Below are 13,052 nucleotides of genomic sequence, written 5' to 3'. Positions count from 1 at the left end.
CTCCGTGATAGCGTTGCGCGTCGTGTGACGGGTTGGAGTGCGACGTCTTGTATCGCCTTCGCCGGCCAGTTTCGGATTTCATCGGGGTTCGGCAGTTGGGATTTCCATGAGCCAGGATTCTGCATCGAATAAGGCTTCGACATCGTCGCTGGTCGGGCCTCGCACCACGGCTCGCGCCTTCTTTGTCAGCGATCGCCTGAACACGTCGGGCCTTGAGCGCGGCGATGTCCTTGCCACCACACCGCTTGCGTTTCGCGTCAACGAGAATGGTGTCGCGATTCTCTTCCGCTATGGCGTGGTGGTCCTGATCGGACTGAACGCGCTGGAAGAAGAGGAATTCCTTCGCGGCCTTGACAAGCGCATGACGGGCAAGTTTGCGCGGCGTGACGAGGAAATCGCAATCGTCGAGCTGGCCCCGGAAAGGGAGGACCAGATTCCACCGGGCGGGCCGATCTGTCTGCAAAGCCTTTCGCCCGAGCGGCTGATCCTGATCGGCGAGGCGCTGGCGAAGAGCGTCGTTCTGGCTCGGCATGAACGCGAGGTTGCCAGCGTCTTCGACACGACCGAACCGTTCGCGCGGGAACTGGCGCTGAGCGGGCGTATGCGCGGCAGCCGTCGCTCGATCCTGAAAAATATCGGCAGCGCGCTACTGGTGCGGCATCGGGTGTCGGGGCCGGTCGAGGTGGCAGAGAAACCCGACGTGCTCTGGGACAAGCCGCATTTGGAGCGGCTGTATGCCCGGCTGGAGGACGAGTACGAGCTCAATGAGCGTGCGGAATCGCTGAACCACAAGCTCGCCGTGATTGCCGAGAGCGCGCAGGTGTTGACCGATATCATCGACACGCGTCGCTCGCTTCGGCTCGAAGTGATCATCGTGCTCCTGATCCTGTTCGAGGTTCTGGTGACGATCTATCAACTCGCCATGGGTCGGCACCCCTGAGCTTTGTCGTCCCGGCCAAGCGAGCCAACGGGTCGCGCGAACGCGCGCCCGATGACAGGCTCCGCGAGCGCCGAGCCGGGGGCCGGGGAACAAATTTGCGGCCGACGCGGCGAGGGACCGCCTGTTGGACGGCCCGGAATCGGCTAAGGTTCGAGCGCCATGGAATCACCCGCCCGCCACATCAGCCTCGTGCCTCCGCCCGACCGTCGTCAGTCGGAGACGGCGCTGGCGATCGCGCGCGGCACCGCGCGGCTGCTGCGGTCGCTGGGCTTTTCGTGCGTCAGCGAATTGCCGCTACCGTCGGGCCGGCGTGCCGACCTGGTGGCGCTGAACGAGAAGGGCGAGATCTGGATCATCGAGATCAAGTCATCCGTGGAGGATCTGCGCGCCGACCAGAAATGGCAGGATTACCGGATGCATTGCGACCGGCTGTTCTTCGCCTTCACGCAGGATCTTCCTTGCGATATCTTCCCGCAAGACACCGGCCTGATTATCGCCGACGCCTATGGCGCCCATCTGCATTGCGAAGCGCCCGAGCATCGCCTGCCGGCGGCCACGCGCAAATCGATGACGGTGCGCTTTGCGATGGCGGCAGCCCAGCGGATCAACCGGCTGGTAGATCCGCAGGGACACGGCGAGTTTTAGACCGCGAAGCGGCTCGCCGGCTCAAATCCGCAGTTCGAGAGCGCGCCTGCCAAATCAGCCGGCGAAACAGGCGGGCCGGTTCAGAGCCCGCCGCGCTAGCGGCGCTCTGCCCCGAATTCATAATCGATGATGTCAGCTTTTGAGCGCACAGCGGACTCGGATCGGAGATTGCGCGAGGTTCGAAATGGGCCACTTCCGGACATCGCCGGACTCAACGTCACGCCACATCTCGACTGATCGATCTTCGCTCTCGCCTGTGCGGCGCGACATGGCTATTCGCTAGCAGGCAGGAACACAAAATTTGCGATCAAGGTTATACAGACGCGCTCTTCTCATCGTGCGTAGCCCTACGATAGGGAGCGGACCAGGAGTGAGCCATGGCCAAAGCGTTTAAGGTTGGCGATCACGTGAGCTGGAATTCGGAAGCCGGACGTGTGCGCGGAAAAATCATCAAAGTGCACAAACGAGCAGTCAACTATAAAGGCCACATCCACCGTGCTACACGGGAGGATCCGCAGTATGAAATCAAGAGCGACAAGACCGATCACATCGCCTTGCACAAGGCCGGGGTGTTGAGGCGCCTCGGCTGATGGCCCGACCGTGAATTCGAAAGCACTGCGGCCGGCGTGACGTCGTGTACTAAGTCCGCTTGCGCACGCCAGTGGAAACGGTCTCGTGTGCACGCACCGGGGTGCAGGTCGTGACTACGAGCGCAAACCTGCTGCACTGCCAGTCAGCGCCGAGCGCGGCGCTGGTGGGTGATGTCAGGTTGACCGACAGTAATGCCACTACGCAGGCAAACACCATCCACGCCGCGATCAGCACCGCTCCCTTGTGGGTCCTTGGGTGGGAAATCATGGCCTTGGCTCCTGTACGATGGCCGGAAGAATAAGGGGCAGGCTCCACAGTCCTTGGTGATCTAACTCACATCCTGGTCCACATTTTTCGCTAATGGCCCCACGGCGTGCGCGATTGCTGGCACTGGATCAGCGCCGCAGCCGAATTCGCGCACCGGGGCAAACAGCATCTTTATTCGATCACCTCGCCGGCACGCGGCGAGCAGCGTGGGCGGAATGTCAACGCCGAGCGCCTTGGCTGTCCTGAGATCGACGACCAGCTCAAACTTGGTTGGCTGCTCGACGGCCAGGTCGGCGGGCTTCGCGTGCGGCTGCCTGGGTTTGATCTTGATCAAGTTCAGCATCGTCGCCGCCACGATCATCACCAACACGCCACCAACGCTGAGCGTGATCTGCAGCGCAAGTCCGTCCGAGATGTCGAGCAGCGCCAGGTGGCTGGCGAACGTCAAGAGAACGCCGACGCAATAGATTGGCAGCGAGTTCTGGCCACAGAGGATCGCGCCGCGCATCACCGGTGTCATCAACCCTCGCCACTTGCGGGGCACGAGCCATGACGCCAAAACCGCAAGGGCCAAAAAATGCAGCAGTCGCAATGGATCGAGATTCGATTTGTCCATCGGGAAAAGCACCGTCAGCAGCGCCTGCGGGACCAGCACTTCCAGCGGTTTGATGCGCCAGCTCAACGCGATGATGAGGCTGAACACCAGATAGAGAACGGCAGCCACAAGCGCGGCGCGCGAGGTCCCCCACGGCCGGGCTCTCTCGCCTTCGATCATCCACCACGCGCCAAGCACGATCAGCAGCTGCCAGGCCAGCGGATTGAAGGCCCAGTGGCCGTTTGGCCAGGCCGGGACGGTCCAGCCAAAGACATGCACCAGCGCATAAAGCGCCAGCGAGGCGCCAAGCGTCACGTTCGGCGCTCGCAGCAGCAGCCACAGCAGCGGCGCAAACAAGAGGTGAAGAAGCACGAAGACCGGCAACACGTCGGTGTTGACGGGACGGTATTGCAGGACCGCCGCGCGCGCGAGCGTTGCGCCCGGATGGTCCAGCAAGATGCGCGTATTGCTCTCGTCAGCAAGGCGGCCCGTGCCTGCGAGGTGAACCAGGATGGCGCAGGCGAGCGTGAGCAGCAGAAATGCGACATAAATGTCCCAGCTTCGCCGCAGCGTTCGGCTGATCACTCCGGTCCAGCCCTCGCAGCGCCATGCTTTGCCGTAGGCCAGCGCGCAGGTTACGCCCGAGACGAACATGAACACTTCCGCGGCATCGCTGAAGCCGTAGTTCCGCAGCGTCAGCCAGCTCCCGATGTTGTTGGGGACATGGTCAAGAAAGATGCACCAGAGCGCGATGCCCCGGCAGGCATCTATTCGCAGGTCACGACCCTGGCCTTTCAGCTCCGGCAGCGCGCCTACCAATGGCTTCGGGGTGGCGGTTCGATCATCCATCTGGTTGCCCCATCCGGCGTGCGAGCGCGCTTCAAGAGGGACCGAATTTGATAAAAAACATCGCCGCCGCACTGCCGGATCGTGACAACGCCGCAGTCTAGAGCTGCTTCACGCCGAACTCGGCCACGAAAAGCTATTGCGATAACGACCATATGCGCTTGGTAGAATCTCCTAGCGCGTGAGGCTATCCGTTGACGATTATCGTTCAGCGGCACGGCGCGCGTAAATCAGCCGGAGGTCCACACAGACAGGTTCCTAGGTCCTATGATTAAGGTACCGTAGAGATCTCGGCATCAATTGATGGACGGATTCGGGAGCCAGTCTTCCGCCAGCCTCTTCCTCGCCAAAGACCCGAAGGTGGGTATATGATATTCTTTTCAATTGGATCTCCGTGCAATGGGATGACGGAGAGCTTTTATGAAAGTTCTTATTGTCGACGATCATGCATTGATTCGCGAGGCGTTGCGCGGTGTCCTGAAACAACTGAAGCGAGACGCCGTCATATTTGAAGCTTCGAACAGCCGTCAGGCAATGCACATAGTCGAGGAACATCCCGACATCAGCCTCATTTTGCTTGATATCAATTTGCCTGATCGAGATGGCTTCTCTGTCCTCCGCGAACTGCGAGACCGCTATGCGACCATTGCTATCATCATTCTCTCATCCTCGGATGATCAAGATACAGTCAAGCGCGCTTTCAAACTTGGCGCTCTGGGTTTCATCCCGAAGACTACCGAACGTGAGGTCATGCTCAACGCCATTAAGTTAGTGTTCTCCGGTGGTATTTACATTCCCTCGGAGATTCTGGAGGAAACAACGTCTCCGCGGCTTACAAATAAGCTAGCAACGCACGACTCTCTTAAGGATCTCGGGTTGACTGATCGGCAGATTGAAGTGCTTGCGCTCCTGATGAAGGGAAAAAGCAACAAGGTCATTGCCAAGACCCTCAATATGGCGGTGCCGACAGTGAAGAACCACGTCACGGTCGTTCTCAAGGCACTCGGCGTAACAAGCCGCACCGAGGCAGTAATTAAAGTAGGAAAAATGGGCTGCGAATTGTCGCCGAAATCTGAGTCATAAAGCCGTCCCGGTGTCTCTCCTATCGTCATGATCCATAAAGAGCTCGCGCATAACAGCGCGGAGCCGCATTGGGTCGACAGGCTTGTGCAGCAAAATGTATCCTCTATCCTTAGCGTCACGTAATGGTTCAGGTGCCGTATCGCCGCTGATGAGAATAGCTGGAATTGATGAACCAAACGCCGCATTGATTTGTTCAATTGCTCGAATCCCGGTCTTGCCGCTCGCAAGATGATAGTCCGAGATTATAAGATCGGGGCGTTGTTCGCGCTCAGCAAGTCGGTAAAGTGCAGCTTCGTCGGACCCGGCGGTAAGGACGGAGTATCCCCATTTGCCAAGCAATCCGCCCGTTCCCTCCTGCACAATTGGAGCATCTGCAATAACAAGAATTACCTTGCCTTCGACAGCGAATGCTGCGGGTTGAGGTGGGTCGACCGGCTCGGTGGACGTGACGCATTGATCTGCCATCGGAACCAGGATCGCGAATCGCGAACCTCGGCCCACAGTCGAAGCTAACTCGATTTGATGGTTGAGAAGCAGGCGAAGCCTGTCGACAATGGCTAAGCCAAGCCCCAGGCCGCTGTACTGGTTCCGTCCGGGGGCAGGAACTTGGAAAAACTCGCCGAAGATATTCTGCTTCTGATCCTCAGGAATGCCGGGACCGCTATCCCATACTTCGATACGCAACATTTCACCGCGGCGACGACATCCAACAATGATCCCGCCCTGCAAGGTATAGCGCACAGCATTGGATACCAGATTGAGCAGTATGCGTTCGAGCAGCATGGCGTCGCTGCGCACCCAGGCGTCACTTCGCCTAACACGTAGACGCAGGCCTTTTTCTCGCGTTGCCTGATCAAACCTCGTCTCTAGCGTTTCCAACAGGCGCGCGATCGGGAACTCGGTAATTTTGGGGGTAAGCATCCCAGCATCGAGCCTGGAGATATCCAGAAGCGAATTGAACATATCGTCCATTTCTTTACGCGTTGCATCGACCCGCTCGATCGTCTTTGTTCTTTCCCGCGATTTGAGAGGCGTGCGCAACTGTGCAACGAACAGGCCTAGTGCATGTAAGGGTTGCCGCAAATCATGGCTTGCCATGGCAAGAAAGCGCGATTTTGCTGCATTGGCGAGTTCCAGCTCTTGCGTTCGCTCTGCGACCTTCCGTTCGAGTTCGATCTGCGCGCGGCGCAGACTTTCCTCCGCTTTCTTGCGCACCTCGACATCAGCACTCAGTAACAAGCTTGGAACGGTAATACTGATCAAGAACATCAACACCAGCAGGAATGAAGCGTTGAGATCCGCAGTCGTGAAGGGACCGCCGCCCATTAGCGTCCCCCAAATCGTGATGCCCGCAAGCACCAGCGCAACCGTTGCGGTGTCGCGTGGACCGCGGCGCAGCGCCGCCCACAACATTGGCAAGATCGCAAGAAAACCCAATGGATCTCGGCTTGGCGTTTGCTCGATCAGGGGACTGAAAGCAATGAGTCCAACAGTCGCTGCGGTCGCGAGGACGCCGACCGTCTCCAAAAATTCATTGCGGTTGAAAGCGTGATAGTGGCTTGATGCCCAAAGCACAATAACAGGGGCAATGACCAGCGCACCGGTCACATCTCCCAGCCACCATGTGACCCAGGCGTCCACGAAATTCGTCGGTTCGATGTACCCGGCGGTTGCAAGGCTGATCAGTCCAATGCTGGCGCTGATTGGTGTCGCGATCACGAAGCAAATCAGAGCAAACTTCGCGACAGAATTTGGCATCGAAAACGTATTACATCCGCCCGACCATCGATTGATCAGGTAAGCGCCAACAATCGCTTCAAGAGAGTTACCGGTCGCAATCGCAATTGCGGTGGCAACCGAGCCGGCGGTCGTCGCATTGGCGATCACCGCCGCCGTGAAAATTGCGGGCCAAGTCCGATATCCCCACAATAGCACCGCCCCCAGCGCGACACCCGTCGGTGGCCAAATTGGTGTTGCACTGGGATGAATAGAGGCGAGAGCAAGGCCGCCTTTTGCCAGGGCGAAATAGATCAGTCCAATTGCGACCAGACCGCCGGCATAGCTAATGCCTCGGCGGAACTTTATCTCCGGCGTTAGTGATCGTGGATCGGACATCGTTGACGCCTGGACTAGGCAGTTGGATCGTCTGCCTGACTGACCCACCCCGGCGGCCACCGCAATTGCCCTGCATAATCGCAATTCGGGTTCGTTGAGAAAACTACCCAGAGGTAGCAGAACGCGCAGCTGGCAGTAAGCCTTTGCCCCGCGAAGTCTGAAAAGGGGTCATTCTCGGACATCGCGGCTAGACCCTCGAGGTCCGCTCTTCCCTGACCAGCGGACATTTGTCGGGACGTCGATCACGGCCACCAAGTGCCAAGGGCGGAAGTCGATCAGCGTGTGCCCGGCATGTCACCCCCTAACGTTTGGCTCGGTCTTCCCAGTCGACCCACTCTACGTCATGGACTTCCAGGTAGCCGGAAACGGCTGCGCCGACGGTTGGGAAAAAGCAATTCTCGCCAAGCTGCGCCAACAGTCCGAATTTTTTCAGCTTGTCCTTTACGGGATCCTTGAGTTCGGCAAAACAAAGCTCGATACCCTGTGCGTGCAACGTCTCGTCCAACACGGCGAGCGTGTCGCCGGCGGTGACGTCAACGCTGGTGACCGGCTCCGCCGCAACGACCAGCCACACGGACGGGCGTCGGGGATTTCGCAACCGCGTCCAGAGCGCGCTCCTTGAAAAATTCAGCATTGGCGAAGAACAGAGGCGCATCCCATCGGAACAGAACCAGCCCGGGGATCTGGCGTGCATCCGGATATCTTGTGATGTCATGATAACCTTTGACGCCGTCGGCGCGGCCCAGTACGGCGGAGTGCGGGCGCCAGGCGTCCCATAGAAATTCGGCAATGGCGATAGCGATTGCCAGGCCTATTCCCGGGATCACTCCGAGCGCTACCACGCCGGCAAAGCAGACGATCGATAGCCAGAACTCCCACGGCTGAATGCGAAAGATCCGTTTGAGATCGGTGACCTCAATCAAGCTGATCGCAGCGGCGATGACGACAGCGGCCAACGCAGCGTTAGGCAAATACTGAAGGAGATTGGGTGCCGCCAGCAGAAGGAAAGCGATGGCAAGCGCACCAACGATGCAGGTCAGTTGAGTGTGGGCGCCGGCGGCTTCCGCAACAGGCGTACGCGAACTGCTGCTGCTGATCGGAAAACCTTGAAAAAGACCGGTTGCCAGATTGGCGGCGCCGAGCGCCACCATCTCCTGGTTGGGATCAACGTGATCGCCCAATCGTGCGGCATAGGCGCGCGAAAGCACGCTGGTATCTGCAAAAGATACCATGGCGATCGCGCAACCGCCGATCAGCACCGGAACTATATCGCCAGGACCGATCCAGGGAACGGCGAAACCCGGCAGACCCTGCGCAAGGGGACCCAGAACCGCCACGCTGTAACGCGTCGTAAGGTCCAGCGCAGCGACAGCGGCGGTTGCCCCGACGACTGCAATCAGAATGCCCGGCAGCCGCTTGTATTTCTGGAGCAGCAGGATAACCGCCAACGTGCCGAGCCCGATCCCGAAGGCCACCCAGTTGGTCTTTCCTTCAAGGACGGCACCGGCGATCGCCCACAAGCTCCGCAAAGATCCTTCGCTCTCGATCGAGAAGCCGAACAGCTTTGGCAGCTGGCTGATCAATGCGGTCAATGCAATTCCGTTCATGTAGCCGTAGCGTATCGGCTTGGAGAGCAGCTCGGTCACAAAGCCCAGGCGCGCGATGCCTGCCAGAATGAGTACCGCCCCGGAAACGATTGCCATCATGCCGGCCAAGGCTGCCGCGCGGACCGGATCCCCGCCAGACAACGGAACGACAACGCCAAGGATGATAGCTACAAGCGCCGAGTCCGGTCCCAGCACGAGGATGCGGCTTGGGCCGAACAATGCGTAGGCAAAGAGCGGAATGATGGTTGCGTACAGACCGTAGATGCCGGGCAAGCCCGACGCCTCCGCGTAGGCAATGCCAACCGGGACCAGCATGGCCGACAGCGCGAGCCCGGCGAGGATATCGTGCCTGAGCCACCCCGCTTCATATCGACGGAGGGTGTCGAGACCTGGCAGCCAGCGAATCCAGTGCTTCATTGCCGGTCACTCCCAAGCCTAGCCGGGCGCGCTTGGGCTCGGCGCCGTTGCGACCGGTCTTCACGCATACCCTGCCGTGCGAGATTTTCCGTTGATCCGGGCTGATTATAGCCGATGCCTGCGGCGCAGGACGACGGCCGCCTTCGGCAAACCTGGAGGGGCTCCGAGATGATCGGGGATTGACAGCGGGGGACTACCGCGGCGCGCGCTTGGCGAGAATGCGCTGCAGGGTCCGGCGGTGCATGTTCAGACGCCGCGCGGTTTCGGAGACGTTGCGGTTGCACATTTCATAGATGCGCTGGATGTGTTCCCAGCGCACGCGATCCGCCGACATCGGATTGGACGGCAGCTCGGATTTCTCGGTGCCGCTGGCGAGCAGCGCCGCGACCACGTCGTCGGCGTCGGCAGGCTTCGAGAGATAGTCCACCGCGCCCATCTTCACCGCCGTGACGGCGGTTGCGATGTTGCCGTAGCCGGTCAGCACGATGGTGCGCGCGTCGGGGCGCTTGCGCTTGAGCGCCGACACCACATCGAGCCCGTTGCCGTCGCCGAGCCGCAGATCCACGACCGCAAAGGCCGGTGCTGACTTGTTGATCTGCGCCAGCCCGTCAGACACGGTGTCACAGGATGTCACCGCGAAACCGCGGGTTTCCATCGCTCGCGACAGGCGCTCCAGAAACGGCTTGTCGTCCTCGACGATCAGCAGCGAGCGGTCGGCGAGATCGTTCAGTTCGGCGATGTCGTTCAAGGCAAGGTATCCCGGTTGCGGATGCGGAGCACTTATAGACCATATGGCGCGGTAATTTTGCACTGCCAAGGGCCCCAGCGTCGAGCAGCCCCGGTTTCCTGAATCTTAACGCCTTTTAATCTACTGGCCCGGCAGCACTTTCCTCGGCCTCGAAGCTGACGCGCGGCCACGCGATCCGCACCACGGCGCCGTGATCGGGAAAGGTCCGGTTGGAGAACGAAACTTTCGCGCCGGTGCGTTCCAGGAGCGTCCGGGCGATGAACACGCCAAGGCCGAGGCCGGCGCGTTCGCGGTGGGGTTCATCGGCGCTGCGGCGCCTTGATAAATAGGGCTCGCCGATCCGTTTCAGCATGTCGGGGGCGATGCCGGGGCCGTCATCGGAGATGACGATTTCGACCGTATCCGCGTTCCACCAGGCGTTAACCTCTACCGTCGTCCGCGCGAAATCGACGGCGTTCTCCAGGATGTTGCCGACGCCATACAGAATCGCCGGGTTCCGGGCACCGACAGGTTCCCGGGTGGCTGCGACAGCAAGCCGCACCCTGATCGTGACGCCAAAATCGCGGTGTGGCGCCACCACTTCCTCGATCAGCGTAGACAGCGGCATGAGGTCGAACGGCGCCCCGGACGAGGATAGCTGGGTGATCTTGGCGAGGATGTCGCGGCAGCGCTGCGCCTGCTCGCGCAGGGTCTTCAGATCGGAGGCCAACTGGTCATTGCTCTCGACAGTCTTTTCCAGCTCCCGCGAAATCAGGAAGATCGTCGACAGCGGCGTGCCGAGTTCATGCGCGGCAGCCGCGGCCAGCCCGTCGAGCTGGGTCAGATGCTGCTCGCGCGTCAGCACCAGCTCGGTTGCGGCCAGCGCGTCGGAAAGTTTGCGCGCCTCCTCGGTCGCCTGGAATGCATAGAGACTGGTGACGCCGATCGCGAGCACGATCGAGAGCCAGACGCCGAACAGATAGATCGGCGGCAGCACCAGCGGGTCTTCGCTGTCCCAAGGGAGCGGCAGATGGAAGAACACCAGCGCCGAGGCGCAGGCGACCGCCAACAGCCCGAGGCCAGCCGTCATCCGGATCGGCAGCACCGTCGCCGAGATCAGGACGGGGCCGAGGAACAGAAATGAAAACGGGTTCTGCAAGCCGCCGGTCAGGAACAACAGCGCGGCCAATTCGACGATGTTGAGCGCGAGCAGCGTCGCCGCATAGACCGGTTCCAGCCGTTGCATCGGGTTGAAGGCAACCTGCAGCGCAAGATTGAGCAGCGCCGAGATCCCGACGACGGCCACGCAGGCAACAACTGGAAAGTCGAACTCCAGTCCATGCGCCACGATGAAGATCGCGGTGAGCTGGCCGAGCGCCGCCAGCCAGCGCAGCCGGAGGATCGTATCGAGACGGACATAGCGGTGCGGATGGCGGAAATCGGAGGCTGCGACGTCGGACATTGCTGGAGTTTAGCTGTCGCGGCGCGCGATCACAAATTCGTTGGATCGCGTGGGGGAGGGCCTCATGGCCACAAAGTTCAAAGCCTTGCGCTCATCCCCGCGATGGCCCAATGAACGGATTGCATGACGACAGGTGACGCCACGCCAGCGCAATCGCCCGCGGCCGGGCCGCAAGGTCCCGCCGCGATCGAGGTTGCGCATCTGATAAAGCTCTACAGGACCACCCGAGCGGTCGACGATATCTCGTTCCGGATCGCGCGTGGCAGCGTCACCGGGCTGCTCGGCGGCAATGGCGCCGGCAAGACCACGACCATTGCCATGATCATGGGGCTGGTGCTGCCGACCTCGGGCCGCGTCCAGGTGCTGGGACACGCGATGCCGGAGCAGAGCGCCGAGGTGCTCGGGCGGATGAATTTCGAGAGCCCGTATGTCGACATGCCGATGCGGCTCACGGTGCGGCAGAATCTCACCATTTTCGGCCGGCTCTATGCCGTGGAGAATCTCGCCGAGCGCATCGAGCAGCTCGCCTCGGACCTTGACCTGAAAGATTTTCTCGATCGCGCCAATGGCAAGCTCTCGGCCGGGCAGAAGACCCGCGTCGCGCTGGCAAAGGCGCTGATCAACCAGCCGGAGCTGCTGTTGCTCGACGAGCCGACGGCCTCGCTCGATCCGGATACCGCCGACTGGGTGCGGCAGCATTTGCAGAACTATCGCAGGACCCATGACGCGACCATCCTGCTGGCCTCGCACAACATGCTGGAAGTGGAGCGGCTGTGCGACCGCGTCATCATCATGAAGCGCGGCCGCATCGAAGATGACGACAGTCCCGACCAGATCATGGCGCGCTACAACCGCACCACGCTGGAAGACGTGTTCCTCGACGTCGCGCGCGGCCGGGTGGCGGAGACCGCGCCATGAGCGCTACCGCCACCCATCACGGGATTTCCGCGCACCGCATCCAGGCGATGGTGCTGCGCTACTGGTATCTCCTGATGTCGTCGTGGCCGCGGCTGTTGGAGCTGATCTACTGGCCGGCGCTGCAGATCATCACCTGGGGCTTTCTGCAGAACTACATCGCGCAGAACGACAATTTCTTCGCGCGCGCCGGCGGCACGCTGATCGGCGCCGTGATCCTGTGGGACATCCTGTTCCGCGGCCAGCTTGGCTTTTCGATCTCATTTCTCGAGGAGATGTGGGCGCGCAACCTCGGCAACCTCATGATGAGCCCGCTGAAGCCGATCGAATTCCTGATCTCGCTGATGATCATGAGCCTGATCCGGCTCGCGATCGGCGTGATTCCGATGACGCTGCTGGCGCTGTTCTTCTTCGATTTTAATTTCTTCGCGATCGGCCTGCCGCTGATCGCGTTCTTCTGCAACCTGATCTTCACCAGCTGGTCGATCGGGATCTTTGTTTCCGGCCTCGTGCTGCGCAACGGGCTGGGCGCCGAGAGCATCGTCTGGACGGTGATGTTCGGCCTGATGCCGCTCGCCTGCGTCTACTATCCGGTCGCGGTGCTGCCGGCCTGGCTGCAATGGATCGCGTGGATGCTGCCGCCGACCTATGTGTTCGAAGGCATGCGTACGCTTCTGATCGATCACGTGCTCAGGATCGACCTGATGGTCTGGTCACTGGCCATCAACGCGGTGCTGTTTACCGCTTCCTTTGCGATCTTCCTCGCTCTTTTGCGCAGTGCCAAACATCACGGATCTTTGCTCGGGGGTGGCGAATAAGTCACAGTTTCCCGTGGTTTTCCG

Annotated in this window: 11 protein-coding genes and 1 pseudogene; 6 read left to right on the top strand and 6 right to left on the bottom strand. The window is 60.5% G+C overall.

Translation table 11 applies throughout. The annotated features are described in order from the left end of the window. Nucleotides 1-106 precede the first annotated feature (106 nt). The 3 genes from V1278_RS01870 (at nucleotide 107) to V1278_RS01860 (ending at nucleotide 2,175) form a co-directional block, all read left to right on the top strand. Nucleotides 107-940, top strand: a complete 834-nt coding sequence (locus tag V1278_RS01870) for an RMD1 family protein (protein ID WP_334366015.1) — start codon at nucleotides 107-109, stop codon at nucleotides 938-940. Between the two features lie 159 nt (nucleotides 941-1,099). Further along, nucleotides 1,100-1,585, top strand: a complete 486-nt coding sequence (locus tag V1278_RS01865; protein WP_334379514.1) for an MmcB family DNA repair protein — start codon at nucleotides 1,100-1,102, stop codon at nucleotides 1,583-1,585. A gap of 377 nt (nucleotides 1,586-1,962) precedes the next feature. Further along, a complete protein-coding gene (locus V1278_RS01860) occupies nucleotides 1,963-2,175 on the top strand; it encodes a DUF2945 domain-containing protein (protein ID WP_334366017.1) in 213 nt (70 codons plus the stop codon). 49 nt (nucleotides 2,176-2,224) lie between these two features. Here V1278_RS01860 and V1278_RS01855 read toward each other — a convergent pair whose 3' ends face one another. Together V1278_RS01855 and opgC are read right to left on the bottom strand one after the other, a co-directional pair. Then, the gene (locus V1278_RS01855) at nucleotides 2,225-2,443 is read right to left on the bottom strand and encodes a hypothetical protein (protein WP_334366018.1); all 219 of its coding nucleotides are present in this window, start codon (nucleotides 2,441-2,443) and stop codon (nucleotides 2,225-2,227) included. A gap of 61 nt (nucleotides 2,444-2,504) precedes the next feature. Next, complete coding sequence (gene opgC / locus V1278_RS01850) at nucleotides 2,505-3,887, bottom strand: OpgC domain-containing protein (protein WP_334379513.1); 1,383 nt, start codon at nucleotides 3,885-3,887, stop codon at nucleotides 2,505-2,507. 417 nt (nucleotides 3,888-4,304) lie between these two features. On the opposite strand from opgC, the gene V1278_RS01845 reads away from it, so the two are divergent. Continuing rightward, the gene (locus V1278_RS01845; protein ID WP_334366020.1) at nucleotides 4,305-4,967 is read left to right on the top strand and encodes a response regulator transcription factor; all 663 of its coding nucleotides are present in this window, start codon (nucleotides 4,305-4,307) and stop codon (nucleotides 4,965-4,967) included. Here V1278_RS01845 and V1278_RS01840 read toward each other — a convergent pair. The 4 genes and pseudogenes from V1278_RS01840 to V1278_RS01825 form a co-directional block, all read right to left on the bottom strand. Next, nucleotides 4,962-7,082: an MASE1 domain-containing protein gene (locus V1278_RS01840; protein WP_334366021.1), complete on the bottom strand. Its 2,121-nt coding sequence runs from the start codon at nucleotides 7,080-7,082 to the stop codon at nucleotides 4,962-4,964. The genes V1278_RS01845 and V1278_RS01840 overlap by 6 nt on opposite strands. Before the next feature lie 301 nt (nucleotides 7,083-7,383). Beyond that, a pseudogene (locus V1278_RS01835) lies at nucleotides 7,384-9,106 on the bottom strand (SulP family inorganic anion transporter). Between the two features lie 193 nt (nucleotides 9,107-9,299). Next, the gene (locus V1278_RS01830) at nucleotides 9,300-9,854 is read right to left on the bottom strand and encodes an ActR/PrrA/RegA family redox response regulator transcription factor (protein WP_028347745.1); all 555 of its coding nucleotides are present in this window, start codon (nucleotides 9,852-9,854) and stop codon (nucleotides 9,300-9,302) included. A 115-nt stretch (nucleotides 9,855-9,969) separates the two neighbouring features. Next, a complete protein-coding gene (locus tag V1278_RS01825) occupies nucleotides 9,970-11,295 on the bottom strand; it encodes an ActS/PrrB/RegB family redox-sensitive histidine kinase (RefSeq protein WP_334379512.1) in 1,326 nt (441 codons plus the stop codon). Nucleotides 11,296-11,418: 123 nt separating this feature from the next. On the opposite strand from V1278_RS01825, the gene V1278_RS01820 reads away from it, so the two are divergent. Next, nucleotides 11,419-12,213, top strand: a complete 795-nt coding sequence (locus V1278_RS01820) for an ABC transporter ATP-binding protein (protein ID WP_334379511.1) — start codon at nucleotides 11,419-11,421, stop codon at nucleotides 12,211-12,213. Further along, nucleotides 12,210-13,028: an ABC transporter permease gene (locus tag V1278_RS01815; protein ID WP_334379509.1), complete on the top strand. Its 819-nt coding sequence runs from the start codon at nucleotides 12,210-12,212 to the stop codon at nucleotides 13,026-13,028. Before V1278_RS01820 ends, V1278_RS01815 begins: the two co-directional genes overlap by 4 nt. Nucleotides 13,029-13,052: the final 24 nt, after the last annotated feature.

The organism is Bradyrhizobium sp. AZCC 1577 (assembly GCF_036924575.1).
GTDB lineage: Bacteria > Pseudomonadota > Alphaproteobacteria > Rhizobiales > Xanthobacteraceae > Bradyrhizobium.
This window is presented reverse-complemented; position numbering and strand designations above follow the sequence as displayed.

Excerpts from the sequence above, each read along its gene's own strand:
- V1278_RS01870 (WP_334366015.1), top strand. The coding sequence starts at position 107 with ATGAGCCAGGATTCTGCATCGAATAAGGCTTCGACATCGTCGCTGGTC.
- V1278_RS01865 (WP_334379514.1), top strand. The coding sequence starts at position 1,100 with ATGGAATCACCCGCCCGCCACATCAGCCTCGTGCCTCCGCCCGACCGT.
- V1278_RS01860 (WP_334366017.1), top strand. The coding sequence starts at position 1,963 with ATGGCCAAAGCGTTTAAGGTTGGCGATCACGTGAGCTGGAATTCGGAA.
- V1278_RS01855 (WP_334366018.1), bottom strand. The coding sequence starts at position 2,443 with ATGATTTCCCACCCAAGGACCCACAAGGGAGCGGTGCTGATCGCGGCG.
- opgC (WP_334379513.1), bottom strand. The coding sequence starts at position 3,887 with ATGGATGATCGAACCGCCACCCCGAAGCCATTGGTAGGCGCGCTGCCG.
- V1278_RS01845 (WP_334366020.1), top strand. The coding sequence starts at position 4,305 with ATGAAAGTTCTTATTGTCGACGATCATGCATTGATTCGCGAGGCGTTG.
- V1278_RS01840 (WP_334366021.1), bottom strand. The coding sequence starts at position 7,082 with ATGTCCGATCCACGATCACTAACGCCGGAGATAAAGTTCCGCCGAGGC.
- V1278_RS01825 (WP_334379512.1), bottom strand. The coding sequence starts at position 11,295 with ATGTCCGACGTCGCAGCCTCCGATTTCCGCCATCCGCACCGCTATGTC.
- V1278_RS01820 (WP_334379511.1), top strand. The coding sequence starts at position 11,419 with ATGACGACAGGTGACGCCACGCCAGCGCAATCGCCCGCGGCCGGGCCG.
- V1278_RS01815 (WP_334379509.1), top strand. The coding sequence starts at position 12,210 with ATGAGCGCTACCGCCACCCATCACGGGATTTCCGCGCACCGCATCCAG.